The organism is Nakamurella sp. PAMC28650 (assembly GCF_014303395.1).
Taxonomy (GTDB): Bacteria; Actinomycetota; Actinomycetes; order Mycobacteriales; family Nakamurellaceae; genus Nakamurella.
In genome coordinates this window covers 4,799,459-4,826,257 of record NZ_CP060298.1, presented here as the reverse complement: position 1 = coordinate 4,826,257, position 26,799 = coordinate 4,799,459, and the positions used below count along the sequence as shown (strand labels likewise).

25 protein-coding genes, 1 pseudogene and 1 riboswitch are annotated in these 26,799 nt (G+C 68.8%); of the genes and pseudogenes, 18 read left to right on the top strand and 8 right to left on the bottom strand.

Features of this window, described 5'->3' with window-relative positions; genetic code table 11:
* Window positions 1-78 precede the first annotated feature (78 nt).
* The 6 genes and pseudogenes from H7F38_RS21940 (at window position 79) to H7F38_RS26780 (ending at window position 6,185) form a co-directional block, all read left to right on the top strand.
* Window positions 79-1,047 (top strand): fumarylacetoacetate hydrolase family protein, encoded by a 969-nt coding sequence (locus tag H7F38_RS21940; protein WP_222618257.1) that lies wholly within the window; start codon window positions 79-81, stop codon window positions 1,045-1,047.
* Window positions 1,023-2,048, top strand: coding sequence for a cyclase family protein (locus H7F38_RS21935; RefSeq protein ID WP_187091757.1), 1,026 nt, complete (start codon window positions 1,023-1,025; stop codon window positions 2,046-2,048). Before H7F38_RS21940 ends, H7F38_RS21935 begins: the two co-directional genes overlap by 25 nt.
* Window positions 2,049-2,073: 25 nt before the next feature.
* A complete protein-coding gene (locus H7F38_RS21930; RefSeq protein ID WP_187091756.1) occupies window positions 2,074-3,204 on the top strand; it encodes an FAD-dependent oxidoreductase in 1,131 nt (376 codons plus the stop codon).
* Window positions 3,201-4,283 carry an amidohydrolase family protein gene (locus H7F38_RS21925; protein ID WP_187091755.1) on the top strand — a complete coding sequence of 361 codons (1,083 nt, stop codon included), beginning with the start codon at window positions 3,201-3,203 and terminating at the stop codon, window positions 4,281-4,283. The genes H7F38_RS21930 and H7F38_RS21925 overlap by 4 nt, the downstream gene beginning before the upstream one ends.
* Window positions 4,280-5,218: a VOC family protein gene (locus tag H7F38_RS21920; RefSeq protein ID WP_187091754.1), complete on the top strand. Its 939-nt coding sequence runs from the start codon at window positions 4,280-4,282 to the stop codon at window positions 5,216-5,218. Before H7F38_RS21925 ends, H7F38_RS21920 begins: the two co-directional genes overlap by 4 nt.
* A 6-nt stretch (window positions 5,219-5,224) precedes the next feature.
* A pseudogene (locus H7F38_RS26780) lies at window positions 5,225-6,185 on the top strand (fumarylacetoacetate hydrolase family protein).
* A 78-nt stretch (window positions 6,186-6,263) separates the two neighbouring features.
* On the opposite strand, the gene H7F38_RS21910 reads toward H7F38_RS26780, so the two are convergent.
* The gene (locus tag H7F38_RS21910; RefSeq protein WP_187091753.1) at window positions 6,264-7,055 is read right to left on the bottom strand and encodes a TetR/AcrR family transcriptional regulator; all 792 of its coding nucleotides are present in this window, start codon (window positions 7,053-7,055) and stop codon (window positions 6,264-6,266) included.
* A 137-nt stretch (window positions 7,056-7,192) separates the two neighbouring features.
* On the opposite strand from H7F38_RS21910, the gene H7F38_RS21905 reads away from it, so the two are divergent.
* The 3 genes from H7F38_RS21905 to H7F38_RS21895 are packed head-to-tail and all read left to right on the top strand — an operon-like array spanning window position 7,193 to window position 9,720.
* A complete protein-coding gene (locus tag H7F38_RS21905; protein ID WP_187091752.1) occupies window positions 7,193-8,368 on the top strand; it encodes a cytochrome P450 in 1,176 nt (391 codons plus the stop codon).
* Between the two features lie 21 nt (window positions 8,369-8,389).
* On the top strand, window positions 8,390-8,581 hold the full coding sequence (locus tag H7F38_RS21900) for a ferredoxin (protein ID WP_187091751.1): 192 nt from the start codon (window positions 8,390-8,392) through the stop codon (window positions 8,579-8,581).
* Window positions 8,578-9,720, top strand: a complete 1,143-nt coding sequence (locus tag H7F38_RS21895; RefSeq protein ID WP_222618253.1) for an NAD(P)/FAD-dependent oxidoreductase — start codon at window positions 8,578-8,580, stop codon at window positions 9,718-9,720. The genes H7F38_RS21900 and H7F38_RS21895 overlap by 4 nt, the downstream gene beginning before the upstream one ends.
* Window positions 9,721-9,823: 103 nt before the next feature.
* Here H7F38_RS21895 and H7F38_RS21890 read toward each other — a convergent pair whose 3' ends face one another.
* From H7F38_RS21890 to H7F38_RS21865, 6 genes are all read right to left on the bottom strand, one after another.
* Window positions 9,824-11,170, bottom strand: coding sequence for an Ig-like domain-containing protein (locus tag H7F38_RS21890; protein WP_187091750.1), 1,347 nt, complete (start codon window positions 11,168-11,170; stop codon window positions 9,824-9,826).
* 94 nt (window positions 11,171-11,264) lie between these two features.
* The gene (locus tag H7F38_RS21885) at window positions 11,265-11,723 is read right to left on the bottom strand and encodes a hypothetical protein (RefSeq protein ID WP_187091749.1); all 459 of its coding nucleotides are present in this window, start codon (window positions 11,721-11,723) and stop codon (window positions 11,265-11,267) included.
* Window positions 11,724-11,949: 226 nt separating this feature from the next.
* The gene (locus tag H7F38_RS21880; RefSeq protein ID WP_187094896.1) at window positions 11,950-13,218 is read right to left on the bottom strand and encodes an FAD-binding protein; all 1,269 of its coding nucleotides are present in this window, start codon (window positions 13,216-13,218) and stop codon (window positions 11,950-11,952) included.
* 69 nt (window positions 13,219-13,287) lie between these two features.
* Entirely contained in the window at window positions 13,288-13,560 is a 273-nt protein-coding gene (locus tag H7F38_RS21875; protein WP_187091748.1) for a hypothetical protein, read from the bottom strand.
* On the bottom strand, window positions 13,557-14,258 hold the full coding sequence (locus tag H7F38_RS21870) for a hypothetical protein (RefSeq protein WP_187091747.1): 702 nt from the start codon (window positions 14,256-14,258) through the stop codon (window positions 13,557-13,559). Before H7F38_RS21870 ends, H7F38_RS21875 begins: the two co-directional genes overlap by 4 nt.
* Complete coding sequence (locus H7F38_RS21865; protein WP_187091746.1) at window positions 14,255-14,815, bottom strand: hypothetical protein; 561 nt, start codon at window positions 14,813-14,815, stop codon at window positions 14,255-14,257. Before H7F38_RS21865 ends, H7F38_RS21870 begins: the two co-directional genes overlap by 4 nt.
* Window positions 14,816-15,217: 402 nt before the next feature.
* Window positions 15,218-15,434, top strand: a riboswitch (cyclic di-AMP (ydaO/yuaA leader).
* 7 nt (window positions 15,435-15,441) lie between these two features.
* On the opposite strand from H7F38_RS21865, the gene H7F38_RS26305 reads away from it, so the two are divergent.
* The 8 genes from H7F38_RS26305 to H7F38_RS21825 all read left to right on the top strand — a co-directional run bounded on the left by H7F38_RS26305 (window position 15,442) and on the right by H7F38_RS21825 (window position 24,188).
* Complete coding sequence (locus H7F38_RS26305; RefSeq protein ID WP_222618252.1) at window positions 15,442-16,263, top strand: transglycosylase family protein; 822 nt, start codon at window positions 15,442-15,444, stop codon at window positions 16,261-16,263.
* Between the two features lie 124 nt (window positions 16,264-16,387).
* Window positions 16,388-17,713 (top strand): hypothetical protein, encoded by a 1,326-nt coding sequence (locus tag H7F38_RS21855; protein WP_222618251.1) that lies wholly within the window; start codon window positions 16,388-16,390, stop codon window positions 17,711-17,713.
* Window positions 17,714-17,730: 17 nt separating this feature from the next.
* Window positions 17,731-18,411: a precorrin-8X methylmutase gene (locus tag H7F38_RS21850; RefSeq protein ID WP_187094894.1), complete on the top strand. Its 681-nt coding sequence runs from the start codon at window positions 17,731-17,733 to the stop codon at window positions 18,409-18,411.
* The gene (locus H7F38_RS21845) at window positions 18,411-19,940 is read left to right on the top strand and encodes a precorrin-2 C(20)-methyltransferase (RefSeq protein WP_187091745.1); all 1,530 of its coding nucleotides are present in this window, start codon (window positions 18,411-18,413) and stop codon (window positions 19,938-19,940) included. The genes H7F38_RS21850 and H7F38_RS21845 overlap by 1 nt, the downstream gene beginning before the upstream one ends.
* Complete coding sequence (locus H7F38_RS21840) at window positions 19,937-20,410, top strand: GNAT family N-acetyltransferase (protein WP_222618250.1); 474 nt, start codon at window positions 19,937-19,939, stop codon at window positions 20,408-20,410. Before H7F38_RS21845 ends, H7F38_RS21840 begins: the two co-directional genes overlap by 4 nt.
* A gap of 149 nt (window positions 20,411-20,559) precedes the next feature.
* On the top strand, window positions 20,560-21,795 hold the full coding sequence (locus H7F38_RS21835) for an EAL domain-containing protein (RefSeq protein WP_187091744.1): 1,236 nt from the start codon (window positions 20,560-20,562) through the stop codon (window positions 21,793-21,795).
* An 86-nt stretch (window positions 21,796-21,881) separates the two neighbouring features.
* Window positions 21,882-22,379: a MarR family winged helix-turn-helix transcriptional regulator gene (locus H7F38_RS21830; RefSeq protein WP_222618249.1), complete on the top strand. Its 498-nt coding sequence runs from the start codon at window positions 21,882-21,884 to the stop codon at window positions 22,377-22,379.
* A gap of 183 nt (window positions 22,380-22,562) precedes the next feature.
* Window positions 22,563-24,188 (top strand): MDR family MFS transporter, encoded by a 1,626-nt coding sequence (locus H7F38_RS21825; RefSeq protein ID WP_187094891.1) that lies wholly within the window; start codon window positions 22,563-22,565, stop codon window positions 24,186-24,188.
* Window positions 24,189-24,290: 102 nt separating this feature from the next.
* Here the strand turns inward: H7F38_RS21825 and H7F38_RS21820 are convergent, their stop codons facing one another.
* Window positions 24,291-25,643 (bottom strand): amidohydrolase, encoded by a 1,353-nt coding sequence (locus H7F38_RS21820; RefSeq protein WP_187091743.1) that lies wholly within the window; start codon window positions 25,641-25,643, stop codon window positions 24,291-24,293.
* Between the two features lie 163 nt (window positions 25,644-25,806).
* Here H7F38_RS21820 and H7F38_RS21815 point away from each other — a divergent pair, with 163 nt between their 5' ends.
* Complete coding sequence (locus H7F38_RS21815) at window positions 25,807-26,784, top strand: S9 family peptidase (protein ID WP_222618247.1); 978 nt, start codon at window positions 25,807-25,809, stop codon at window positions 26,782-26,784.
* Window positions 26,785-26,799 lie beyond the last annotated feature (15 nt).

Below are 26,799 nucleotides of genomic sequence, written 5' to 3'. Positions count from 1 at the left end.
CGGCATCAGCAATTTCATCTTCCTGATGTCGATGGGCCAGGGGAGGCTGACGACACCAGTCCTGACGAAAGGGTCATCGTGGATCCCGCTACACCCGCCTTTGCGCTCGGCCGCCTGTCCGACGGCACCCGTGAGTTCACCGCCCTGGTCAGGTACGAGCGTGTGCTCGACCTGGACACGGTCGCCGACGAGATCGGCCTGCCGGTGCCGGTCTCGGTGACCGACCTGCTGCAGGACTGGACCCGCGTCCTGCCGATTCTCGAGAACCTCTCCATGACAGCAGATCTGGCCGACCACGTGGTGCTGGCTCCGGTGCAGCCGCGGCAGGTCTTCCAGTCGGGGGCCAACTACCGGACCCACGTCATCGATCTGGCCATGGCGCACATGGAGATCACCGAGGGCAAGACCGTGGATGAGGTCAGGGCAGAGGTCGCCGCCATGATGGACGAACGTGCCGCCAGCGGTATTCCCTACGTGTTCCTGGGTCTGCCGTCGTCGATCGGCGGTCCTTTCGACGACGTGACACTGCCGGCCTACAGCGATCGCCACGACTGGGAACTCGAACTGGCTGCGGTGATCGGCGTCCCGGCGTTTCGGGTCGGCCGCGGAGAGGCACTCGAGCACGTCGCCGGGTACACCATCGTCAACGATCTGACCACCCGGGACCGGGTCTTCCGGCGCGACATGAAGGAGATCGGCACCGATTGGTTCCGTGGCAAGAACGCGCCCGGCTTCCTGCCCACCGGGCCGTGGCTGGTTCCGGCCGCTGCGGTCGCCGATCCGATGGACCTGCGGATCACGCTGACGCTGAACGGTGAGGTCCGTCAGGACGAGTCGACCAAGGACATGCTCTTCGACGTCGCCGCGTTGATCTCGGAGATCTCCCAGACCACCACGCTGCTTCCGGGTGACCTGGTGCTGACCGGTAGCCCCGCGGGCAACGGCCAGCCGACCGGGCGTTTCCTGCGCGACGGCGATGTGATGGTGGGGACCATCACCGGTCTGGGCTCCCAGGTGATCCGATGCGTCGCGGAGGCCCGGAGGTGAACTCCCCGGGCGCGCCAGTGCCGTTGCCGGTGGTGGTGCCGGATCGGGGTGACCCGGCCGGGGCGATCGCCGCGGCGGCCGCCCGTTGTTCCAATGCCGGGCGGTGGGGCGCCGACGACGTCCTCGGCACGCTGAATTTCCTGACCCCGGACAAGAGGGTGGAGGGCGCAGCCCTGGTCCGACGGGGTGTCACCTTCTCCCTCGCCCAGTCCTTCGACATGAACGGACCGCAGAAGGGGTGGCGCCGGCGGACCAACCCGGTGCACACCATGCTGGACACCGGGGTGGACGCGGAACGTGCCAACCAGGGATTCCCGCACGGCTTCGGCGGGGCCGACGACGTGGTGTTCATGCCCCTGCAGGCCTCCACCCAGTGGGACGGCCTCGGGCACATCTTCGACCACGGGATGGCCTACAACGGCCGCCGGGCCGGCGAGGTGGTCACCAGTGAAGGCGATCTGGTCACCGGGATACAGACGGTGGGTGGGCTGATCGCCGGCCGGGGCGTGCTGCTGGACGTCGGGCGGTCGGTCGGTACCGACGGTGAACTACCGGACGGGTTCGCCATCATCACCGCACATCTCGAGCAGACCATCCACGCGCAAGGGGCCAGTGCGGCCGTCGGGCGCGGTGACCTGCTCGTCATCCGGACCGGGCGGTTGGCCAGAGCCAGGCGCGAGGGATGGGGCGACTACGCCGGCGGCGCATCGCCGGGCCTGTCGTTCACCACGGCGGACTGGCTGTTCGAACGGGAGATCGCAGCCATCGCCACCGACACCTGGGGATTCGAGGTACGTCCCAACGAATTCGATGCCGCGTTCCAACCGCTGCACCAGGTGGCCATCCCGAACATGGGCCTCTTCCTCGGCGAGATGTGGGATCTCGAGGAATTGTCGGCCGACTGTGCAGTGGACGGGCAATGGGACTTCTTCCTCACCGCCGCCCCGATCCCGGTCACCGGCGCGGTCGGTGCGCCCGTCAACCCCGTTGCTGTCAAATGACTCTCATGAACGAGGAGTGCGAACCATGCCTGCTGTGAACACAGTTCTGGTGGTCGGCGGTGGTCCGGCCGGAACCGCGGTGTCCATCCTGCTGGCCCAGGCCGGCGTCGCGGTCGAGTTGGTCGAGGTGAAACCGGACGCCACCGCCATCGGCTCCGGTATCACGTTGCAGGGCAACGCCTTGCGGGTCCTGAGGCAGCTCGGGGTCTGGGATCAGATCCTGTCGGCCGGTTACCCCTTCGACTCGCTCGGTCTGCGCGCACCTGACGCCGATGGAACCCTGCTGGTCGAGATGCCCGACGCTCGCACCGGCGGTGCCGATCTCCCGGCGACCGTCGGTATGCCGCGGCCGGAACTGGCGCGCATCCTGCTCGACCGGGCCGCCGAGGTGGGCGTCAAGTTCCGGTTCGGCACCACTCACACCGCGTTGGCGCAGGACGACAGCGGGATCGACGTGAGCTTCGCCGACGGCTCGACCGGACGCTACGACCTCGTGATCGGTGCCGACGGCATCCGGTCCTGGACCAGGCGGGCCCTGGGCATCGAACTGGAGACGAGGTCGACGGGGATGGGGATCTGGCGCGCGTTCACCGGCCGACCGGAGTCCGTGGTGCGGACCGACCTGATCTACGGCGGCCCCTGCTACATCGCCGGCTACTGCCCGACCGGACAGGACTCGCTCTACGCCTACCTGGTGGAGGATGCCCAGGACCGCAGCGTCCTGACGCCCGAGCAGCAGCTGGCGGCCATGCGCGAACTCTCCACCGGATACCACGGGCCGTGGGACTTGATCAGGGAACTTCTCGACGACCCGTCGAGCATCAACTACACCTGGTTCGAAACCCATGTGCTGGAGGGCGATTGGCACCGCGGACGCGTGGTGTTGATCGGCGATGCCGCGCACTCGTGCCCGCCGACCCTGGCCCAGGGCGCCGCCCAGGCGCTAGTAGACGCCGCCGTCCTGGCCGAGCTGCTGATCGGCGCCCACGATCTCGACGAACAACTGTGGGCGGCCTTCACGGCCCGGCGATTCGACCGCGCGAAGGCGGTGGTGGATGCCTCCAACCAACTCGGCCAGTGGCTGCTGGACCACGAGCGGGGCGACGTGCCCGCTCTGATGGGCCGCATCTCGGCATTGGTCAGCGTGCCGGCATGACGTCGGGAGCAGCGGCGTCGACCAGGACGGTAGACGTGCACGCCCACGTCATCGTGCCCGAGGTGGAGGCGGCGGTGGCCGGACAGCCCGGCCTGGCCGCTCATCGTGAACTCGACGCCCGGCGGAACGGCGCCGAGTCGATGGCGGTCTCCGGGAGGATGTTCGGCTCGCGGATCCCCCAGTTGACCGTGCTGGATCGCCGTCTGGCCGATATGGACGCAGCCGGCGTTGCGGTGCAGGTGATCTCGCCGTCACCGTCGCAGTATCACTACTGGGCCGAACCCGAACTGGCAAAGGTGGTGTGCCGATCGGCGAACCGCGGCGTGGCCGCGATCGTCGCCGAGGAACCGACCCGCTTCACCGGTCTGGGCCTGGTGCCATTACAGCATCCGGACCTGTGCGTGGAGTTGCTCGACGACGCGGTGGGCGAATGCGGTCTGGTCGGGGTGGAGATCTCCTCCCACGCACCGACGGCCGGCCGGACGATCGAACTGGGTGACGAGCGGCTGGAACCGTTCTGGCGACGAGCGGCCGAATTGGGTGCAGTGATCTTCCTGCATCCGTTCGGCTGCACCCTCGACGAACGTCTGGACCACTTCTACCTCTCCAACACGGTCGGTCAGCCGGTCGAGAATGCCGTCGCCCTCTCCCATCTCATCTTCTCGGGGGTGCTGGATCGGCATCCGGGGCTCGAGCTGCTCGCCGCCCACGGCGGGGGCTACCTGCCGACCTTTCTCGGCCGCTCCGACCACGCCTGGGAGGTGCGGCCGGAGGCCAGAGGTTGCCTGCAGAAGCCGAGCAGCTACCTCCGGAAACTCCACTTCGACTCCCTGGTCCACACGCCGGAGGCGTTGCGAGCACTGGTGGCCGCGGCCGGCCCTGACCGGGTCCTGATGGGTTCGGACTATCCGTTCGACATGGGCGTCACCGACCCGGTGGACCGTGTGTTGGCCGCCGGTCTCGGCGCCGATGCGGAGTACGCCATCACCACAGGCAACGCGCAGGCGCTCGGCGTGTGCCCCCCTGGCCCGTCTTCCGAAAGCGTGTCTCCCGAAAGTTTCCAAGGAGTGAAAGCATGACCGACCGCCTGATCACCCACCTCCGGCACGTCGACCTAGCCGTGCCCGACCACGCCCGGCAGCTCGAGTTCTACACCGGGCACTGGGGTCTCAAGGCCGAGCACAGCGACTCCGGGGTCACCTTCCTGGCCGCGGAGGGATCACCGGAGCAGTACGTCGTCCGGCTGCGCCAGGCGGACGAGAAGCGGATCGATCTGATCGCGTTCGGGGCCGCCGACGCAGCCGATGTCGACACCCTGGCCCTCCGGCTCGCCGGTGATGGCGTCCAAATGGTCACCGAGCCGGCCGCGCTGGACACTCCGGGCGGTGGTTACGGTTTTCGGTTCTTCGACAACGACGGCCGGTGCATCGAGATCAGCTCGGATGTGGACGTGCGGGCGCACCGCAGGATCGAGGAGAGGGAATCGATCCCGGTGCGCCTTTCCCACGTGGTGGTCAACTCACCGGATCCGGAGGGCACCAAGGCCTTCTACGAGAAGTACCTGTCCTTCGCGCTGTCGGACACCCTGATGCACCCGCGAATGGGCAACATGATGTGGTTCATGCGGTGCAACGACTGGCACCACAGTTTTGCCATCGCCCGCGGACCCCACGCGTCGCTGCACCATGCCTCGTTCGAGATGCGCGGGATCGACGAGTACATGCGCGGAACCGGACGCCTGCTGCGGGCCGGGGTGGAGAAGATCTGGGGGCCGGGCCGGCACAAGGCAGGCAACAACACCTTCAGCTACTTCCTCGATCCCCACGGCAACACCATCGAATACACCACCGAACTCGAACGACTGGACGAGGACACCTGGCACCCGTCCATGCACGACTTCTCCGATCCCGAGGTCTCCGACCAGTGGGGGACCGCCAACGCGATGGACGAGTTCGTGGCCCGGAAGTCGTTCAACGACCCCGACAAGGGCCTGTTCGTGGCCCCCCCGGTGTAGCCGGCGATGAAATTCGCGACCTACGAATACGAGGGGGTCGTCAGGGCGGGGGTGGTCTCCGCAGACTCGATGCATCCCCTCACCGACGGCCGGACGGTGCTCGACCTGGTCCGGGCCGGTCAGCCCGACGCCATCGACGCGGGCACGCAGGCCGTGCAGGGCCCGGGAATCCCGTTGGCCGAAGTGCGGCTCCTTCCACCGTTGCAGCCACCGACGATCCGGGACTTCGTGGCCTTCGAGGAACATGTGGAGGGGGTGGTGGCCAGCGTCAGCGGCGGGTCCGGAGTGGCACCGGAATGGTACGAGGCGCCGACTTTCTACTTCACCAATCCCTATGCGCTGGTCGGTGCCCACGACGACGTCGCAGTGCCTCCCGGATCGGAACTGCTGGACTTCGAGCTGGAGGTCGCAGCGGTGATCGGAACGGACGGAACGTCCCTGAGCCCCGGGCAGGCGCGGGAGCACATCTTCGGATACACGATCCTCCGACTGGTCGGCGCGCGATCTGCAGCGGCGGGAGATGAAGGTCAACCTGGGCCCGGCGAAGGGCAAGGACTCGGCCAGTACCCTCGGCCCCTGGTTGGTCACCGCCGACGAGCTGGACGAGTTCGTCGATGGTGACGGGTTTCTCGCTCTGGACATGCGGGTCTGGGTCAACGACGAGCTGATCGGACAGGATCTGCTCTCCAACATGGGCTGGCCGTTCGAGGATCTGGTCGCCTACGCCTCGCGCGGAACCTGGGTGCGGGCCGGTGATGTGCTGGGGTCCGGAACGTGCGGCAACGGCGGCTGTCTCGGCGAACTGTGGGGCCGCAACGGCCGCGTCGACCCGCCGCCGCTGAAGCCCGGTGACCGCGTGCGGATGACGGTCGAGGGCATCGGCACCATCGAGAACACCGTCGTTCCAGGGATTTCGGTCCCGGGGATACCCGCCGCCCGGGTCCGGTCCCGGAAACGGGAACGGTGACAAGGGAGGGATCAGGCAAGGAGCAATCGGGAGCGGTAGTCGGGAGCAGCCGATGAGATCGCTGCTCCGGGGGAGCAGTCAGCCCGGCGGCCCGAGCAGGTATCCACGGGCCACTGCGGTGAGCCGCTCCAGCCAGTCCTGCGCCGTCTGCTCCTGGACCGAGGCATGGTCGACGCCGAACGCGATCCGCCAGGAAAGCGAATCCACCACCACCCGGTAGGCCGTGAGCACGGCGGCGGACGGATCCGGGTGCGGGTAGTCCTTCGCCCTCCGGAGCAGTAGCGAGGTGACCGCCATCTCCAGACGACGACCGGCGGCAGAGCCCTGGATGCGGGTCCGTTCATCGACGGCCGCGCGCAGGATGAAGACCTTGAGAAGGCGCTCGTCGCCCAGGTAGTGCCGTCCCAGCTCGTGCACCACCTCCGTCACCAGGTCCTCGGAGCTGAGTGCCGACCAGCGCGCGCCGTCGATGAAGACGTTGATGCCAGCGGTCATCCTGGCCAGTTCGCGTTCGTGGATGGCCAGGAACAGCGCGTCCTTGCCGCCGTCGATCCGTTCGTAGAGAGCCCCCGGGGAGACAGCGCTGCGCCGGCAGACCTCGCTGATGGAGAAGCCCGCGTACCCCGACTCGGCCAGCAGTTCGGCGCCGGCGTCCAGGACCCGCTCGATGGTGCGGCGGGCCCGTTGCTGCTGGGGGAGCCGGACCCACCGGCTGGCTGCGATCGCATCAGCCCTGTCAGCTGGTTCGACTCCGTCAGCTCCGTCTGTTCCGTCGACTCCGTCTGGTCCGTCTGGTCCGTCTGGTCCGTCAGTCTCGCCGTCGGGAGGAGGCCCGGACGTCGGACGATCGTTCGCTGCTACCGCCCGCATCGAATCCTCCTCCGCACCGCTTGCCCGTGGGGCCATCATGCCCTATCGTCGCCATATCCGAATACCGAATCGGTTTTCGACGAGTGGGATATCGACAACGCGGCGCGTCTTCGTCCCGTCGCAAGGAGAGGCAAGAAATGGCTGTCCCGATCTACGAACCGGATATCTTCAGCCGCGCCGCCATCGAAGATCCGTACCCCCACTACCGGGCGATCCGGGACCTCGGGCCGGTAGTCCTGCTGGGAGCACAGAACGTTCTCGCGGTCGGTCGCTACGACGACGTCCGGACGGTGTTCGCCGACGCGGGAACGTTTCGTTCCGGTGAGGGAGTGGGTTTCAACGAATTCGCCAACGAACTGATCCGGGGCACGACGCTGGCCAGCGACCAGCCCGTCCACGATCACCTGAGGACCGTGGTGGCGCATCGACTCACCCCTCGCGCGCTGCGCGGCGAACGTGAGCGGATCCAGCAACTGGCCGAGCAGGTGGTGGTGAAGGCCACTGAACGCGAGGTCATCAATGGAGTAGCAGATCTCGCGCAGGCGATGCCGATGTCGGTGGTACCCGAATTCCTGGGCTTCCCCGAGGACTGCCGAGATCGGTTGCTGGAATGGGCCGGTGGTGCGATCGAGGCGCTGGGTCCGCCGAGCGAGCGGACCCCCGCGGCCGGTCAGCTGGCCGGGGAGCTGGGCCGCTATGCCGAGCAGCTCGTGCTGACCCGTGGCCTTGCTCCCGGTTCGCTCGGTGAAGATCTCCTGACGTCGGCCGATACCGGCAAGATCACCGTCGAACAGTGTCCGGCCCTGCTGCTGGACTACTTCGGACCCTCGCTGGAGACGACCATCAGCGCTCTGGGCTCGGCACTTGACCTGTTCTCGCAGCACCCGGACCAGTGGGCTCTCCTGCGGGAGGACCCGTCGCTGGTGGGGGGCGCGTTCAACGAGGTCGTCCGGCTCGAGTCGCCATTGCGGACTTTCACCCGGGTCACTTCCGGCCCGACGGTGCTGGATGGCACGCCCGTCCCGGATGGCGCCAGGGTGGCCGTCCTCTACGCCTCGGCCAACCGTGACGAACGCAGGTGGGACGACCCGGAGAAGTTCGACATCCTGCGGGACAACGCAGATCATCTCGGACTCGGCTACGGGGTGCACGCCTGCGCCGGACAGGGCTTGGCCCGACTCGTATTCGCTGCCGTCATCACCGCGTTGGCCGCTCGCGTGGCCCGGATCGAACCGGCCGGTGAGCCGGTGCGCGTCGTCAACAGCTTGCTGCGCGCCTACCGCAGCCTTCCCCTGCGCCTCGTCGCGGGCTGAATCAACGTCAAGGAGAAAAACATGCAGATCTGGGCCGACCGCGACCGCTGCGAGGGGCATGGGCTCTGCGCGGATGTCGCTCCGGAAGTCTACGAATTGGACGACGACACCGTCGTGATGCTCCGGCATCGGCAGCTTCCCCCGGAATTGGAGCGCAAAGCCGAAGCAGGCGCGCGGGTCTGCCCGGTGGCAGCCCTGCGGACCACCCCATGACGCTGCGCCGGGTGGTCGTGGTCGGCGGTTCGATTGCCGCCGTGACGGCGGTGCAGACGCTACGCGCGGCCGACTTCGACGGTTCGATCACCGTGCTCAGCGACGAGGGGTCGCAGCCGTACACACGTGTCCCGCTGTCCAAGAAAGTCCTGGCCGGCAACGAATCCCTGGAGAGCGTGGCACTGGCGCCGATGTCCGACGCAGTCGATCTGCGCCTGCGAACTCCGGCGGTCGGTCTCGACCCGCGGGGCCGCACCGTTCGGACGGCCGGGGGCGATGTGTCCTACGACGGGCTGATCATCGCCACCGGCGCGAGGGCCCGCCGAATCGGGACCGCCGATCAGGACGAACGGGTCCTGCGCACCCAGCAGGACTGCCTCCGACTCAGGGACGAGATCGCGCGGTGCGATTCGGTGCTGATCGTGGGGGGCGGCTTCCTGGGCATGGAGATCGCCTCCACCTGCTGCACTCTCGGGAAGCAGGTCACCGTCATCGACGTCGCGCCCCCGCTCGATCGTCTGCTGGGCGCGACCGTGGGAGGGGCGGTCAGGGCGGCCGCGATCGGGAGGGGCGTCCGGATCGAGGTGGAAGGCGAGGGCGTGCGCCTCATCGGATCTCCGGCTCCGACCGGCGTTCTCACTGCTGACGGTCGGCGCTGGGAGGCCGACGTCGTGATCTCGGCCGTGGGTGACATCCCGAACGTGGAGTGGCTCGAAGGGTCGGGAATCCGGCTCGGGGCCGGCGTTCTCGTCGACCAGCGTTGCCGGGTGAGCCCGGAGATCGTCGCGGCCGGCGAGGTCGCGCTGTCGATCGGCCAAGGTGGGAACGCGTTTCGCACTCCCACCTGGACGAACGCCGTCGAACAGGCGCGAGCAGCTGCCCTGGCCCTCCTGCACGGGGAGGACGCCCCGGTCTACCGACCGTCGATGTACGCCTGGACCGAGCAGTTCGGCCTGCACATCAAGATGGCCGGACCGCCCGGACCCGCCGGTGTTCCCGTCACCTCCGAGGGGTCCCTGGAAGCCTTGTCCGCGCTGCTCACCTGGCCCTCCGACGGCGGACTCCGACAGGTCATCGGCGTCAACCATCCCGCTCCGCCGGCCAAGCTCAAGCGGATGCTCGGCGCCCGGCAACCCTGACAGGTTCATCCATCGGTGGGTTGTTGTCGAATTCTGTCTGATTTGCCCGGTTTACCTCACCGCTCGACGGGGTGGGGGGGTGGGGGTAGTGGGGGTGGGGGCGTCAGGCCAGGGCGCTGCCGGCCAGCCACTTGTCCCAGCTGATGTTCCAGTCGCCGAAGCCGTCGGACGGGTCGAGCCGGGTCGAGGTGCCCTTCACCGTCATCACGTCACCGTGGCCGAAGTTGTCGTAGAACCACCGACCCGCAGCCGGTCCGAGGTTGATGCAACCGTGGGACACGTTGCGCACGCCCTGGTCGGCCACCGACCAGGGCGCCGCGTGCACGAAGATCCCTCCGTCGGAGAACCGCATCGCGAGCGGGATGCGGGAGTCGTACCCGAGGGAGGAATTCACCGGCAGGCCGTAGGAGGCGGAGCTCATCTGCTTGACCTCGTACTTCTCCTGCGCGACATAGGTGCCGGACGGGGTCACGAAGGAAATCTTCTGACCTGCGACCGTGACCTCCTTGTCCATCCCCATCGACACCGGGAACGTCTTGACCTTCCGGCCGTCCACGAAGACCTGCATCTGCTTGGTCGCGTCGTCGATGGTGGCGATCCTGGAGGGCCCGATGGTGACGCTCATGCTGCGATCCGCCTCGCCGTAGGATCCGCCGCCGAGGTGGACCCCGTAGAGGTTGGCCGAGACGGTGACCTCGGTGCCGGGCTTCCAGTGCGTGCTGGGTCGGTAGTGGACCGTGCGGTCGTCCCACCAGAACCAGGAACCCTTCACCGCCGGCACCGTTTTCACCGACAGGGCCTTCTCGGCAGCGACCCGGTCGACCGGCGCCTTGTCGAAGATGATCACCATCGGCTGGCCGACGCCGACGGTCTTCATGGTCGGGTTCGGGAAGAACGAGGGGTAGATGGTCTGCAACGGGGACAGCGTGGTGAAGGACGACGTGGACTCGGTGCGCGGTGCGCCCGGGCGGACGGCGCCGGCCGTCAGGGTGTACTTGCGTCGGTATCCGAGCGGTTCGGTAGAGGTCCAGACCGTCCGTCCCGCGGAGAAGGCTCCGGTGACGGGTCTGCCCTCGGGATTGGTCAGGGCCACCCGCAAGAAGGTGCCGGCCTGGGCCCGGACGGTGACCGGCGCGGTCGGGGAGATCCCGTCCGCTCCGTCCGCCGGGCTGGTGCGGATCCGGGGCGCCGGAACGGCCGTGGTGGACGGGAGTGTCGGGGACGACGGAGCGGAGGACCCAGTCGTCCGGGAGGTGTCGACGGTGGGTGAGGAGGCGGTGGTCGGTGAGGGGGCGCCGCTCGGGAAGGTGGCTCCGGGCAGGGACACGCCGCTCGAGGTCGCCGAGCTGATGGCGACGGGTCCGGTCGACGGGTCGATCGTGCACGAGGCGAGGATCAGGGGGAAAAGGACGGCGGCGACGACGAGTCGCCCGCGCGGGGACGTTGACATGAGAACTCCGGGGGCATGCACTGGTGAAGGAGAGCAGGACGGCAGAGCGAACGGCGCACCGATCGAGATCCGGATCAGGTGACGACGAGTCCCCTCAGGTCCGCTGCACGCACAGCGCCAGCCGTGCCACCGGGTCCGGGGGACCGCGGAGATTCCCCTGCAGTGCAAGCCATCCCACCGGCGTCCGGTCGTCGAGCGAGCGCTGTCGAAGCCGGCACGACAGTGCGGTCACGAGTCCGACCAGGAGCAGGAGCACGCAACCGATCACGACGGGGCCGTCCCCGTGGGATGCATCGGTGGGTGGGGCGACGGCGCGGGTGGGCTCGGCGGGGGCACCCCTGGCGCTATCGACCCCCATGCCCGCTGCCACGCGTGTCGCGGAGGGCGCCGTCGACGGTGCGGCGGATGCGGTGGCGGCCGAATTCAGCACGACGTGGTGGCCGGCCGAGTCGTGGCCGCCGAGGAGGTGCCTGCCCAGAAGGGAGAGCAGCACCAGGCCGATCAGCAGCCACAGTGATGGCGAGCGCCGTAGCAGTACGGCCGGACGCCTCACCGTGGACGACAACTCTTTGGCCCCCTGACGTCTGCGCAATCGGCCCGCAGCACTTCCCACGGGTTCAGTTCACCCCACCGGATGGACGGGCGGCTGTTGCCTCTGACTGTACCGATCCGCAACTGCACCGATCCGCGACTGCACCGATCCGCGACTGCACCGATCCGCGACTGCACCGATCGATGCACCGACCGATCCGCGCCGTGCTGCCGGCAGTCTCAGCTCGTCAGGAGCGCTCCATCACGAGCCGGTCCAGGAAGTCGTTGCGGAACTTGCCGGCCGGATCGAGCGAGGTGACCAGCGCGCGGAAATCGGGCAATCGTTCGTAGAGACCGTCCAACGACACGGGGCTCGTGTTGAAGACCTTGCCCCAATGCGGCCGGGCGCCGAACGGGGCGAGCCGCTCCTCGATCGCCGTCAGGACGGGCGACACCGCGGCAGGATCGCGGATCCAGGTGAAGTGGAAGGCGATGGCGTCGGTCCGGTAGCTCGGACTGAGCCACAGGTCGTCTGCGGCGACGGTGCGGAATTCCGAGATCATCAACACCGGGGCGATGAGGTCGGCGATCTCCTGCAGCGCCTGCCGGGCCGCGGCGGCATGGTGTCGCGGCAGGAGATACTCGGACTGCAGCTCCTCCCCGCTGCTGGGGGTGAAATCCAGCCGGAAATGCGGCAGGCGTTCGTTCCAGGGGCCGGGTTGCCCGAGTTGGGCGGTGGCGTTCTGCGGCGGCATCCCGGGCACCGGGTTGTGCTCGACGGTGGCCAGCCGTGCGCCGAGCCATTCCGGGTCGGCGTCGACCGCCGCACCCGACACCCGGCTCTTGCGCCAGATGACATGCAGCCCGGACGGTTTCCAGTCGGTGAACACGCTGACGCTGTAGCCGGAGGACATCACCTCGTCGAAGTGCTGGTCGAGTCGGGCGGCCGGGAGGCCCTCGTAGACGTCCTGACGGATGTCGAAGGTCGGCACCAGGTCCAACGTCAGCGTCGTCATGACGCCCAGCGAACCCAGCGCCAGGACCATTCCGTTGAACCGTTCACCCTCGGAATCCCGGCTCAGGGCGACGAGATCGCCGTCGGCCGTGACCAATTCGACCGCCGAGACGATGGTGGCTAGATTGCCGTTTCCCGAGCCGGACCCGTGGGTGCCGGTCGAGCTGGCACCAGCCACCGAGATGTGAGGTAGCGAACCGGTGTTGTGCAGCGCGAACCCGGCCGACTGCAGGGCCCGTCCGAGTTCGCCGTAGCGCGTACCGCCGCTCACCTCGACCTGCGCGCCGGCCGAGTCGATGTCCAGCACCGCCGGAAGCTCGGCCACGGACAGCAGACGCCCGGTGGTGTCGGCGATCCGGTTGAAGGAGTGACCGCTGCCCAGCGCTCGTACGCGATCCGCCGCTGCAACGGTGTGCTGCAGCTCGGCCACCGTCGCCGGGGCGCCGAAGTCAGCGGCGGAGAAGACGACGTTGCCGGCCCAGTTGGTGCGTGCCACGGTGATCGGTGTTCTCCCCTGTGCGAAATGCGAGATCTGCCGGTGCCGGCGTCACCGGCCAGTGTGCCCGACCCGTCAGGAGGACGGGACCTCGCTCTTGGAGTTGGCCTCGTAGTTGATGTTGGTGAGGTCGGAACGCAGGAAGTCGTCGTCCAGCAGTTTGAGCAGTGCCCAGCGGTGCTGGGCCTGCGCGCTGAAGACCAGGGCGGGCGTGACCCCGGAGGTGTCGACCGGCACGTCGATGTGCGGATTGCGCGCCAGGAAGGACAGCACACTGGGCATGTCCAGGGCGGCGGGATACCCCGGTTGGGCCATCTTGTGCCCGATGCTCGACAGCTTGCGCATCATGTTGATGTCCGATTCACAGGCGGCCTGCAGCTCGTCGGCGCCGACGATGTCCAGTTTGCCGAAGGTGGCCGCGAAGGTGCCGCGGCCTGGACCCTGAGGTCCGGGAGCGCCCCGAAGAGCGATTCGTAGGCGCTGTTGCTCTTCATCACCGCCACGTCGTCGAAGGCGAAGAGCCGCAGGGCGCGATCGATCACCAGAGGCTCCGCATCGAGCGAAGCGAACTGCTCACCGTTCCACAACGCCAGGATCCGCTTGCTGTGCGCCAGCGCCTTCTCCGGCGAGAAGCCCTGGTAGAGGCGACCCAACTCGGCCCCGTCGCGCGATCGCACCCGCAACACCATCAGGCTTCGACGACCGAATTCGGCGTCGCGGTCGTACTGCTGGTGCGTCGGGGCACGGACCAGCGGTTCGAGATCGGCCAGCGGCCCGTCGACGATCTGCGCATGGACCCACTGCGCCGGTCCGGGGGTGAAACCGGGCTGCACCGGCCGGAGTTCGGCGTCGAGGGCGACGGATGCGGTCTCGGCCACCTGGGCCAGCAGTTGGCCGGCCAGTTCTGCGCTGATCGGTACGTCGTAGACGATCGGCGCGTCCGAGCGGTGCGCATCCACCAGCAGCAGATCGACGGACAGGGCGGACGCATCGACCAGGGCGGCGAGCCGGACGCGGACATCGGACTCGTTCGGGCTCTGCGTCATGGTGTGGTGTCCTCCGGTCCGGGCGGGCGTTGCTGGATGTAGATGTAACCGCCGAGTGGGACGAGCAAGATGTTCTCGCCGGGGGCCAGGTACCACGATCGGCTGATCACCAGGAGGGAGCCCCGGTCGGCCCGACCGAGTTCGAACACCCGGTAGCCGAGTGCGGCGAGCAGCGGATTCGAGAAGTAGAGGTCGCCCTGCAGATAGAGCACGGCGATCATCGACAGGTAGATCAGCAGCCCCCAGCGAACCGAGCCGCTCGCGGTCGCCGTCACGAAGAACGGGACCACATAGGACGCGAAGAACTTGAGCGCCTCTCCCTCCCGGGGCTTGACGCTGTAGACCTGCTCCGGCGACCCGTTGCGCCGCGGGATCGCGACCGTCAGGAACAGCACGGTCCCCAGGACGCCGGCGACGGCGAGGGCCACGAACACCCACCGGAGCCAGTCCAGCCGGAACGAGTCGAGCAGCGCGAGCAGCAGCAGCAGCGGGGAGTAGGCGGCCGACAGCATGATCACCCGGACGGGCAGAGACGGTCGGAACGCCGGACTCCTCATGAACCTCACGCTAGTGGCCGCCACCGACAGCCTCTCGATCGGCGGCGGCCGGGTTCGCGGCGAGCGACGACCGACCGACCTTCGATCTGGGGGTGTCCCCCCGACCCGTGTCACCGCTCGATCGGCTTCGGGACGTGGCAGGCAGAAGCACTATTTCTGTGGGCTGGGCCACATTTCCCGATGAAGATCAATATTTGTCCGGAGCTGGGAATATGCCACAGAACACCCACCGGGGACACTCGTTATCGTTCCGTTATGTCCCGATCTGGTCAGGGACTCTTCAGGAATGCATCGTATGTTCACCACAGGCGATTGACAGCAGCACCGAAATCAATTGCCACCCAGATGACTTCGTGGTTCACCGCGCCGAGCGCTGTCCAATCCGACCCACGGAACCCTCACGGATAGAAAGGCTCGGACAGCGGCGGGGGACCCACCGTTCTACGGAAGTCCTTCGACATCCTTGGGGTCAAGTCGGCCCGGAGTGACGCCACGGCATCACCCCCACCAGCCGACCGGGCGATTCCCCATGCCGACTTTCGTGTCGCCTCCGCGCGACACGGGACATCGGCATCGCCCGCACCCGACAGCTCACCTCGTAGGCGCAGCAAGGGGAAAAGATCCAGATGAACACTCGCTACACCGGTCGGCACCGCCGACCCTCCGGCCTGATGACCTCGGGCCGCACACTGGCCCTGCGTACCGCGACCGCCGGCGTGGTGATCGGGGTCCCGCTGCTCGGGATGGTCGCGCCGGCCTCCGCCGCGCCGGTCTCCCCCTGGGACGCGGTCGCCCAGTGCGAGAGCGGCGGCAACTGGGCGATCGACACCGGCAACGGCTACTACGGCGGACTGCAGTTCTCGCAGTCCACCTGGGCCGCTTTCGGTGGCACGGCCTACGCGGCTCAGGCCAACGGCGCCTCCAAGGATCAGCAGATCGCAGTGGCCGAGAAAACACTGGCCGCACAGGGCTGGGGCGCGTGGCCGGTCTGCTCGGTGCAGGCCGGAGCCACCGGCCAAGGGGTCACCAACCGCAGTGCCCCCGCGGGATCCAGTACCGGCAACTCGGGCAGCAACCCGGCCACCACGAACACGGGCAGCACGAACTCGGGCAGCACGAACTCGGGCAGCACGAACTCGGGCCCGGGTGATTCCGGCAACTCGAACGCCGGCTCGGCCGACGCCCGCTCGAACTCCGTTAGCCCGTCCCGTTCGTCAGGGTCGGATGCTCCGCCCACCCCGGCCGCCACTTCGGCGGCCACGCCGAAGCAGGTCTCCGGTGGCAGCGCCGCGGACGGTACCTACACCGTGAAATCGGGCGACACCCTGTCCCGGATCGCGGTGTCCAGGCATCTCGCGGGCGGCTGGCAGGCACTGGCCACCGCCAACTCCGACGTGATCGGCGACCCGAACCTGATCTACCCGGGCCAGGTCATCCGCCTCGGCTGATCTGCCGCGTTCCAGACGGTCCCGGCTGCCCCACGGCGGCCGGGACCGTGGCGCGTGTTCCCGCAGACGCTCTCGGCCCACCCGCCGGGCCGAGAGGGACCGGAGGGCATGCCACCATGTGGGGGTGAGCGCCCCGGCCCGACCTGTGCCCAGAACGCAGGTCGACCGCTGCCCCGGACTGCTGCGACCCCATCTCGCCGCGGACGGCGCACTGGTCCGGTTGCGACTGCCGGGCGGCCGGATCCCTGCATCGGCCCTGCAGGCCGTGTCCATGGCAGCCGTCGAGTTCGGCGACCACCAGGTGCAGCTCACCTCCAGAGGCAACCTGCAGCTGCGGGGAGTACGGACCGGCGACGACGGCGAGGCGCCGGTGGCTCTGGTCGACGCGGTGACCCGGGCCGGCCTGCTGCCTTCGGCCACGCACGAGATGGTGCGCAACATCATCTGTTCGCCGCTCACCGGTCGTTGCGGAGGGTCGGCGGATCTCCGCGAGCTCGTCGACGAGCTGGACGATCTGCTCTGCAGCACACCACTTCTCGCGTCACTGCCAGGTCGCTTTCTGTTCGGGCTGGACGACGGGCGGGGTGACGTGCTGCCGCTTGCACACGATCTCGGCCTCTACGCCGTCGGCCCCGGCGACGCCACCCTGACCGTCGGCGGTCGACCGGGTCCGGTGGTGGCGCTCCGCGAGGCGGCGCACCTGATGCTGGCGCTGGCCGTCGCCTTCCAGCGTGCCCGCGGCCACGGTCCGTCCGCGGCCTGGCACGTTGCCGACCTGCCCGATGCCGGCACCGGATTGTGGGGTGGGCTCGGGCTGGATGCCGCGGACGTCCCGGGGCCGGTGGGCCCCGTCCCGTCCGACCCCGCTCGACCGTCGGACCCTGCTCGACTCGGCGTGCTGCACCAGTCCAACGGCCAGGATCTCCTGGTGGTCGGTGTGCCGCTGGGACTGCTGGACCCGGCCCAGATCCGGGTCGCCGCCACGGCAGCCATCGACGCCGGGAGCGGCGAATTGATCGTCACGCCATGGCGGACCCTGGTGATACCCGATCTGAGATCGCCGGTGACCGACCTCGACGCCCTGGTCGCCGATCTCGAGAAGGCCGGCCTGGTGACCGATCCGCACTCCGGCCGGCACGGGGTGTCCGCCTGCACCGGGGCGCCCGGGTGCGCTTCCGCCGCCGCGGTCACCCGCCCGATCGCCACGCTCCTGGCCACGGCGGGTGGAGGGCCGGACACTCGTCCGGTCCACGTCGTCGCCTGCGAGCGCCGGTGTGGATCACCCGCCGTCGACCACGTGGAGGTGTTGGCCCTGACCGGTTCACGCCAGGTGGTGACGCGCCGCCCTGCCGCCGGCGGTCCGTCGCCGTCGTCACCCGAATTGTTCGAACACACCAGCACCACCGCGTCCCTGAGCCGCGCCGTTGCACTGGCCAGGACTGCTCCGTGACGACGAACCACCTCGGAATCGCCACCGATGCCCAACCGCAGCAACCGCAGCAACCGCAGCCGCCGCCCCGCCGGTACGACTACGTGACCGACGGCGCCCAGATCTATCTGCGGTCGTTCGCGACGATCCGGCGGGAGACGGACATGTCCGGGCTCCCGGCCGCCGCGGAGAAGCTGGCCGTCCGGATGGTGCACGCGACCGGACAGATCGACCTGGTGGCCGATCTCCGGGTGCACCCCGACCTGGTGCCGGCGGCCAGGGCGGCACTCGAGTCCGGGGCGCCGATCTTCACCGACGCCAACATGGTCGCCTCCGGGATCACCCGGGCTCGGCTACCGGCTGCCAACGACGTGATCTGCCTGCTGCGGGATCCGCGGGTACCCGAACTGGCCAGGCGGTGGGACACCACCAGATCCGCTGCCGCGGTGTCGCTGTGGGGCGAACGGCTGGCCGGCGCCGTGGTCGCCATCGGCAATGCGCCGACCGCGCTGTTCCACCTGCTGGAGATGATCTCGGCAGGAGGTCCACGACCAGCCGTCATCGTCGGCATCCCGGTGGGTTTCATCGGCGCCATGGAATCGAAAGAGGCTCTGTTGCAACACGAGTCGGGTATTCCCTACGTCGTGGTGCGTGGACGCCGCGGCGGGTCGGCACTGGCCGCCGCGGCCGTCAACGCCCTGGCCCAGGAGCGCGAGTGATGTCGGGGCTCCTCTACGGGGTGGGCCTCGGCCCCGGTGATCCGGAACTCGTCACGCTCAAGGCGGCCCGGCTGATCGCCGCCGCCGACGTGGTGGCCTATCACTCCGGCACCCACGGCCGATCCATCGCACGGTCGATCGCCGCCGCTCTACTGCCCCGCGGGGTGATCGAGGAGGCTCTCGTCTACCCGGTGACCACCGAGCGCACGGCGCACCCGGGTGGGTACCGGGGCGCGATGGTCGACTTCTACGATTCGTCCGCGGAGCGACTCGCGGTGCACCTGCGCGCCGGGCGTACCGTCGTCGTCCTGTGCGAGGGCGACCCGCTGTTCTACGGCTCCTACATGTACCTGCACGACCGTCTCGCCCCCTCGTTCGTCACCGAGGTGGTACCGGGGGTGACGTCGGTGTCGGCGGCCGCCGCGGTCGCCGGAAAACCCCTGGTGCGTCACGAGGACGTCCTGACGATCCTGCCCGGGACGCTGCCGCAGCCGGAACTGGCCAGACGGCTGGCCGACACCCAGGCCGCGGCGATCATGAAGCTGGGGCGCACCTTTCCGGCGGTCAGGGCCGCGCTGGCCGAGGCCGGGCGCCTGGACGAAGCGTGGTACGTGGAGCGTGCCTCGATCCCGGGTCAGGCCATGATCCCGGTGCGTGACGTCGACCCTGGTGCCGTGCCGTATTTCTCGATCATCCTGGTGCCCGGTGCCGATCGTCAGGTCGGCGATGCGTCCGCCGATGGTGCTGTGGCACAACCCGTCCCGCCCGTCGCCCGGACTGATCCGGCCGAGCTGTTCGTGGTCGGGCTCGGCCCGGGGCCGGAGCGGTGGATCACGCCCGAGGTGACCGACGTGCTCGCCATCGTCGACCACATCGTCGGCTACGCACCGTATGTCGATCGAATTCCGCAGCGCGCCGGACTGCGTCGGCATGCCTCGGGCAATACCGTCGAGGTGGACCGTGCCCGGTTCGCGCTCGATCTGGCGCTGGCGGGGGAGCGGGTGGCCGTCGTCTCCGGCGGTGACGCCGGGGTGTTCGGGATGGCGTCGGCGGTGTTCGAGGCCGCGCAGGACGAGATCTACTCCGGGGTCAGGATCACGGTGCTGCCGGCTATCACGGCGGCGCAGGCGGTGGCCGCGGCCGCAGGCGCTCCGCTGGGCGGCGACTACGCGGTGATGTCGTTGTCGGACCGGCTCAAACCATGGGACGTGATCGCCGATCGGCTGCGCAAGATCTCGGAGTCGGATCTGGTCCTGGCGATCTACAACCCGGGCTCCCGCACACGGGCCACCCAGGTTGCCCTGGCCAAGCAGGTGCTCCTGGAGCACCGTTCGCCGGAGACAGTGGTGGTGATCGGACGGTCGGTCGGCCGGCCCGGCGAGTCGGTGGAGACGACGACGCTGGGACGGCTGGATCCCGCCGCGATCGACATGCAGTGTCTGCTGATCATCGGGGCCGGCGGAACGCTGGTCTCCGGTGATCGGGTCTGGACCAGACGCTTCGTCCCCGCACCGCAGCCGGTCGGGTGAACATCCTGATCCGGGGCGCCACCGCTGCCGATGCGGCCGAGAGCGCCGATGTGCACCTGATCTCGCGGCGGGCTAGGATGCCGTATCTGCCGGACCTGCACAGCGCCGCCGACGTCCGCACGTATTTCGCCACGTCGGTGCTGCCGTCCAGCACCGTGCTCGTGGCCACATCAGGCGAGCGCATCATCGGTTTCGCCGCGGTGTCCGGCGACAGCCTCGACCACCTCTACGTCCGGCCGGAGCACCTGCGGACGGGGGTGGGATCCAGGCTGCTCGAGCAGGTGAAGCTGGTCAGCCCGAAGGGTCTGCGACTGTACGTCTTCCAACGGAACCATCAGGCTCGGGCGTTCTACCGCAGGCACGGCTTCGTGGTCAGCTCGTTCGCGTCCGGTCAGGACAACGAGGAGAAAGAGCCGGACCTGGTGATGAGCTGGACACCGGACGCAGAGCTCCGCCGCTCCGCAACGTGACCGAATCGTGATAAACCGGACCATCTGCGCCGCGCGCCGTGACGAACCGTTGAGGATGACCTGAACCGGGGTTCAACTTCGCCACAGGTTGTCTCCTTGGAGGGAAAAGCCTACCGCCGTGCGGGAGCACGCGGGCTCGGAGGTCGGCAGTGGAACGAATCGTCAGGAAACGACAGCAACACCTTTCCGCACGGCACTACATCGGCCGTTCGACGACCGACACGGCCCTGAGCCATTTCGTCCGACTCGTCGCGGACCACTTCGGTTTCCCGATGGTCCTGGTCAACCTGCTCGACTCCGAGAGCCAGCACACGATCGCAGCAGTGGGAATGGACACCGGCATCCGGCCACGCTCGCAGACGCTCTGCCATCAGGTCGTCCGCGACGGGCGGCCGACCGCGTTGCAGGACATGGATGTCATTCCAGCGAGCGCGGCCCACGTCCGTTCGTACATCGGGGTGCCGATCATCGGGCGTGAGGGGATCGCCATAGGAAGCCTCTGCCTGTTGGACACGGTGCCGCGGGAGTTCGGGAACGGCCAGCTGGAGAAGCTGCAGTCGGCCGCCGCCGTGGTCCGTGACCAACTCGAACTGATGCGCCGCGTGGGGTCCGGGCCGGCCGGATCGACGGCGGAAGCAGAGATCCTGGCGGCCGCGATCGACAGCGGCCAGATCGTCCCGTTCTACCAGCCGGTGGTCGACCTCGCCTCCGGGAAGGTGCGGTCGGTGGAGGCCCTCGCGCGTTGGCACCATCCGGCCCGCGGGCTGATCCAGCCCGGTGGGTTCGTCCCGCTCGCCGAGGACTCCGACATCGTGATCGACCTCGATCTGTCGATCCTCCGCCAGGCGGCGACGGACCTGCGGCACTGGCAGAGCCGGACACCGGATCTGCGGCTGAACGTGAATCTCTCGGCCCGGCATCTCGACAATCCGGACGCTCTGGTGGCGCTGACCGACACCGTGCTCGATGCGGGCATCTCGCCGGACAGCATCGATTTCGAGGTCACCGAGACCGCGGCCCTCGCGTTCCACCCCGGAGGCGGGCACCTGCTCGAGGATCTGCGCGCCTGCGGCTTCCGCATCGTGCTGGATGATTTCGGCACCGGCTTCTCCTCGATGGAGCAGGTCATGAACCTGCCGATCGACGGGATCAAACTGGACCGGAGCGTCACCGCCGCGCTGGGCACCCTGGTCGGGGATGCCGTTCTCCGCGCGCTCCTCGGGCTGGCCGACGATCTCGGATTCGATTCCGTCATCGAGGGTGTCGAGACCTCGGAGCAGGCCGCCAGGGCCAGGAAGTCCGGATGCCTGCTCGGCCAGGGCTTCCTGTTCGCTCCGCCCCTGGCGGCCAACGACTTCCGTCAGCTGCTGCGGATGGCCGGCTGACGGTTGCGCTCGCCGACCCGGGCGAGCGGGTCATCCGCGTCACAGTTGCTTGAGTCATGCAAGCAATATGATTAGCATGAGTAATTGTGAAGACCGAGACGACGCCACCCACCACCGCCGACTGCGTCGACCTGATCCGGTCGCTGCAGCAGCTGACCAGGGCCCGCCGCCGCTCCACGAAGTACAAGCAGGACGCCGGGGCGCTCATGATGATGAGCGCTCTGGACGGCACGCCGGGTGCCAGGGTCTCCGCTCTGGCCGAGATGTTGATGATCGACGTCTCGGCTGCGAGCCGGCAGATCACCGCGCTGGAGGCGGCCGGCCTGGTCGGACGGGTGAAGGACGATCTCGACCACCGGGCCCAGCTCGTCCGGCTCACCCCGGCCGGGGAATCGGCACTGAGCGCAGCCGCCGAGACGGCCGGATCAGATATCGCCGACCGGATCACCCACTGGTCCGAGACCGATGTCCGTGCCCTGACCCAGCTGGTGCGCAGGTTGGCCACCGATCTGGTCGCGAGCGAGCCCGGGTGTGCCAGGTCGCACCCGACGGCCGTTCGTCGGCCGGTCGCGGTGGGCAGCTGACCGCTCTTCGTCCGGCCCCCACCGGGGCGGGCGCCACCACCACCATTCGCCAGAACACCTGCTCCTCGAAAGTGTGAATTCATGACCAGCACTGCCCCCCATCGGCCCCGGCACCTTCGGACCGAGGCCAAATCACCGGCCCCGCAACTCTCCTCGGCCCACCACACCGGCGAGATCGGCAGCATGTCGCACCGTCAGATCCTGCAGTCCCTCTCGGGCCTGCTGATCGGCATGTTCGTCGCGATGCTGTCCTCGACCGTGGTGACCAACGCGCTGCCGACCATCATCCGTCAGCTGCACGGCACCGAGTCCGGCTACACGTGGGTGGTCGTCGCCACCCTGCTCGCGCTCACGGCGACCACCCCGATCTGGGGCAAGCTCTCGGACCTGATGAGCCCGAAGCTGCTGGTGCAGATCTCCCTGGTCGTGTACGTCGGGGGTTCGGCCGTCGCCGGTCTGTCGCAGAGCGTCGGCATGCTGATCTTCGCGAGGGCGATCCAGGGCATCGGCGCCGGCGGTCTGCTGGCCCTGGTGCAGGTCATCATGGCCCGGATGATCTCGCCCAGGGAGCGTGGTCGCTACAGCGGTTACCTCGGTGCCGTCTTCGCGCTGGCCACCGTGCTCGGCCCGCTGGTCGGCGGCGTCATCGTCGACACCTCCTGGCTCGGTTGGCGCTGGTGCTTCTACGTGGGTGTGCCGTTCGCGGTCGCCGCCATCGTCGTGCTGCAGAAGACCCTGAAGCTCCCGACGCTCAGGCGGAAGGCCCGGATCGACTACCTCGGCGCCACCCTGATCGTCGCCGGCGTGAGCCTCCTGCTGATCTGGGTCTCGCTCGCCGGCACCAACTTCTCCTGGATCTCCCTCCCGTCCGCGGCCATGGTGATCGGCGGCCTGCTGCTGCTGGGCATCGCGGTCTGGGTCGAGACCAGGGTGGCCGAGCCGATCATCCCGCTGAAGATCTTCAAGAACCGCACCGTCGCGCTGGCCTCCGTAGCGAGCCTGATGGTCGGATCCTCGCTCTACGGGATCACCGTGTTCCTGAGCCAGTACTTCCAGGTCGCCCGTGGCAACACCCCGACCATGTCCGGGGTGGCCACCATCCCGCTGGTCCTTGGCATGTTCCTGACGTCCCTGATCGTCGGCCGGGTCATCACCAGCACCGGGAAGTGGAAGCGCTACCTGGCCGTCGGTGGCGTCCTGCTGGTCGTCGGACTCGCTGTGCTGTCGACGATGTCGGCGACCTCGCCCTACTGGGTGCTGGCCATCGGCATGGTGCTGGCCGGCAGTGGCATGGGGGCGACGATGCAGAACCTCGTGCTCGCGGTCCAGAACAGCGTGTCGATCCGCGACATCGGCAGCGCGTCGGCCACGGTCTCGTTCATCCGTTCACTCGGTGGCGCCATCGGTGTCAGTGCGCTCGGCGCCGTGCTGGCCTCGAAGGTCACGTCCAACCTCCAGTCCGGTCTGACCCGACTGGGCATCGATCCGTCGGTGCTCGGCGCATCCTCGGGCACCCCGAACACGGCCACTCTGCCGGCCCCGGTCGCCGCAGTGGTCAAGGAGTCGTACGGCATCGGTACGGCCTGGGCCTTCGGGATCAGCGCCGTGGCCGCGGCCGTCGGCGCGATCGTCATCCTCTGCATCAGGGAAACCCCGCTGCGGGCCAGCAATGTCGACCCGGAGGAACTCAACGTGGTGCTGGACGCCCAGGTCGTCGACCAGCAGGTCGCCCAGGACGAACTCGAGGCCCGGCAGGTCGACGAGCAGGCCAGGCCCGAGCTGGAACTCAGCGCCTCGCGACGCCACTGACCCGCCCCGTCCCGCATGGATCAACTTCGCACGCATGGACGAAAGTGACGACTCCTGTCACTCCGGTCCCATGACGGCGAAGTTGATCCATGCGGGCGTTCGTCACGGGTCGTAGAACTGGACGGAAGCTCCCGAGGACGTGTCGACCAGCCTGCCGGTCCTGGCGTCGATCTCGGCCAGCAACCCGGGAACGTCGACGGTCAGCAGCTTCCGGTCCCGCATCAGCACCCTGCCGTCGACCACCACCGACTTCACGTCGTTGGTCTGCACCCCGTAGACCAGGGCGGCCCTCGGATCGTGCAGCGGGCGGTGGTGCAGCCCGGACAGGTCGACCAGCACGATGTCGGCCAGCTGCCCCGGTTCCAGGGCACCGGCCCCCGGTGGGAGCCGGGCTGCCGCCGCCCCTCCCCGCATCGCCAGCCGCAGGGTGTCGGACACCGAGAGGAACATCGCGTCCCTGGTCTCGAGCTTCTGCGTCATCGCCACCAGTCGGAGCGCTTCCCACACGTCCAGCGTGTTGTGGCCGGCTGCGCCATCGGTGCCGGCGGCCACCGTGACACCCAGGTCGAGCAGGTCCCGGATCGGGGTCAGCGGCCAGAGCGCGTGCTTGAGGTAGACCTTCGGGCAGCTCGTCACCGCCACCCGGTCCGCGTGGTCGGCCAACATCGCGTAGTCCTGCGGGATGATGCCGCAGCCGTGGGCGATCATCACCCCGGCGTCCAGGATCCCGGTGCGCTCGAGCACCTCGATCGGGGTGATACCGCGCCGGGCCATGCTCGACTCGGTCTGGGCCAGGTTCTCGCTGGCGTGCAGGTGCAGTCCGATACCCAGCCGGCGCGCGTGAACGGCCAGGGTCGTCAGATCGGCGTCGTCCACCGTGTAGGGAGCGTGCGGCCCCAGGGAGACCGTCACCCGGCCGCCGGCACCGCCGTGCCAGTGCTCCGCGAACGCGACGGTTTCCGCCAGGGCCGCCGGCCCCTGGCTGCTGAAGAAGGTCGGCGCGATGTTGGCCCGGATCCCGGTGCTCGCAACGGCTTCGGCGATCTGCTCGGGGAAGAAGTAGTGGTCGACGAAGGTCGTCACCCCGGAGGAGATCATCTCGGCGCACGCCAGCAGGGCCCCGTGGTGGACGTCCTGCGCGGTCAGGTTGCTCTCCATCGGCCAGACCCGCTTGTTGAACCAGTCGTGCACCGGAACGTCCTCGGCGGCGCCCCGGAACAGCACCATCGGGCTGTGGGTGTGCCCGTTCACCAGTCCGGGCGTGGCGAGCAGACCGGTCCCGTCCAGGATTTCGGCTGCCCGCGGCACCGGTCGACCGGTCGGGACGATCGAGGTGATCAGATTCCCGGTGATGTGGATGTCCTTCCCGCTCACCACGGTGCACTCGCCCTCGGCCGGTACCTCGAGGACGTCGCAGCCGCGGACCACCAACCGGCGCGGTTCGGGGGTGCTCATCGTCCGACGGTAGGGCTCCGAACCGCTTCGCACAACGGTCGCCGGGCCCGCCCGCATCACCATCCTGCTGACCTTCGGCGCCGAATCACCTGCCGTGCCGCCTCCTGAGAACCACCCATGCCCGGCGGCCGGAGGTGGGCCGCGATGGTCCCGTCGGGCCGCCGTGACGGCAGCTGCGATGCTCCCGTTCGCGGTCGTCGGCTGCGCTGATCCGGTTGACGCCGCCGGACCTGCAACGCCACCCGGCCCCAGCGGGGCGCTGGTCCCGACAGTTCCCGCATCGTCGGCCGGGATCGCGGCGGTGACGCCGGTGGCCGGCATCGCGTCCTCGCGGTCGGTGACCAGGGACACCGCCGAGGTCGCCCTCACCGGTCCCGGTCCGCACCACATCGCCTACGGCACAGACGATTCGCAGTGGGGGGAGCTCTACCTGCCGACCGGCCCCCGGCATCCGGGGGTCGCCGTGATCATCCACGGCGGCTTCTGGTCGGCTGAATACGGCGCGGACCTCGGGGCACCCCTGGCCCACGACCTGGCATCACGGGGCTACCCGGCCTGGAACCTGGAATACCGCCGGGTCGGCGACGGAGGCGGCTGGCCGCACACGTTCCGGGACGTCGCGGCCGGGATCGACCATCTGCGTCCGGTGGCCGCCCTGGCCGGGCTCGACCTGGGCCGGGTCGTCGTCATCGGGCATTCGGCCGGCGGTCAGCTCGCCGTGTGGGCGGCCGGGCGGGGTGCGGTCAACGAGGCCGACCCGCGGGCCGGTTCGCAGGTTCCGGTGACGGGCGTCGTGTCCCAGGCGGGGGTGCTGGACCTGGTGGCGGCGGCCAGGGACGATCTCGGCGGCGGTGCGGAACAGGATCTCCTCGGTGGCAGTCCCGACGCGGTGGCGGCCCGCTACCAGATCGCCTCTCCCCAGCAGGCGCTGCCGAACCGGGTTCCCGTCCGATGCGTGCACAGCCGCTCCGACTCCCATGTGCCCTATTCGCAGAGTGCCGACTACGTCGGTGCCGCCACCAGGGCCGGCGGCGACGCCACCCTGACCACCGTTCCGGGTGACCACTTCTCGCTGATCACCGTCGGGACCCCGGCCTGGTCTGCCTGCGCCGCCCAGGCCGTCGCACTCCTCGCCCCCTGACCCGACGCCGGCGGC

What these genes read in the sequence shown, in the direction of transcription:
- H7F38_RS21865 (WP_187091746.1), bottom strand. Translation starts at nt 14,815, where the DNA reads ATGAGGAGTCCGGCGTTCCGACCGTCTCTGCCCGTCCGGGTGATCATG.
- H7F38_RS21925 (WP_187091755.1), top strand. Translation starts at nt 3,201, where the DNA reads ATGACGTCGGGAGCAGCGGCGTCGACCAGGACGGTAGACGTGCACGCC.
- H7F38_RS21935 (WP_187091757.1), top strand. Translation starts at nt 1,023, where the DNA reads ATGCGTCGCGGAGGCCCGGAGGTGAACTCCCCGGGCGCGCCAGTGCCG.
- H7F38_RS21920 (WP_187091754.1), top strand. Translation starts at nt 4,280, where the DNA reads ATGACCGACCGCCTGATCACCCACCTCCGGCACGTCGACCTAGCCGTG.
- H7F38_RS21910 (WP_187091753.1), bottom strand. Translation starts at nt 7,055, where the DNA reads ATGCGGGCGGTAGCAGCGAACGATCGTCCGACGTCCGGGCCTCCTCCC.
- H7F38_RS21875 (WP_187091748.1), bottom strand. Translation starts at nt 13,560, where the DNA reads ATGATGCGCAAGCTGTCGAGCATCGGGCACAAGATGGCCCAACCGGGG.
- H7F38_RS21895 (WP_222618253.1), top strand. Translation starts at nt 8,578, where the DNA reads ATGACGCTGCGCCGGGTGGTCGTGGTCGGCGGTTCGATTGCCGCCGTG.
- H7F38_RS21905 (WP_187091752.1), top strand. Translation starts at nt 7,193, where the DNA reads ATGGCTGTCCCGATCTACGAACCGGATATCTTCAGCCGCGCCGCCATC.
- H7F38_RS21930 (WP_187091756.1), top strand. Translation starts at nt 2,074, where the DNA reads ATGCCTGCTGTGAACACAGTTCTGGTGGTCGGCGGTGGTCCGGCCGGA.
- H7F38_RS21820 (WP_187091743.1), bottom strand. Translation starts at nt 25,643, where the DNA reads ATGAGCACCCCCGAACCGCGCCGGTTGGTGGTCCGCGGCTGCGACGTC.
- H7F38_RS26305 (WP_222618252.1), top strand. Translation starts at nt 15,442, where the DNA reads ATGAACACTCGCTACACCGGTCGGCACCGCCGACCCTCCGGCCTGATG.
- H7F38_RS21890 (WP_187091750.1), bottom strand. Translation starts at nt 11,170, where the DNA reads ATGTCAACGTCCCCGCGCGGGCGACTCGTCGTCGCCGCCGTCCTTTTC.
- H7F38_RS21825 (WP_187094891.1), top strand. Translation starts at nt 22,563, where the DNA reads ATGTCGCACCGTCAGATCCTGCAGTCCCTCTCGGGCCTGCTGATCGGC.
- H7F38_RS21845 (WP_187091745.1), top strand. Translation starts at nt 18,411, where the DNA reads ATGTCGGGGCTCCTCTACGGGGTGGGCCTCGGCCCCGGTGATCCGGAA.
- H7F38_RS21870 (WP_187091747.1), bottom strand. Translation starts at nt 14,258, where the DNA reads ATGACGCAGAGCCCGAACGAGTCCGATGTCCGCGTCCGGCTCGCCGCC.
- H7F38_RS21900 (WP_187091751.1), top strand. Translation starts at nt 8,390, where the DNA reads ATGCAGATCTGGGCCGACCGCGACCGCTGCGAGGGGCATGGGCTCTGC.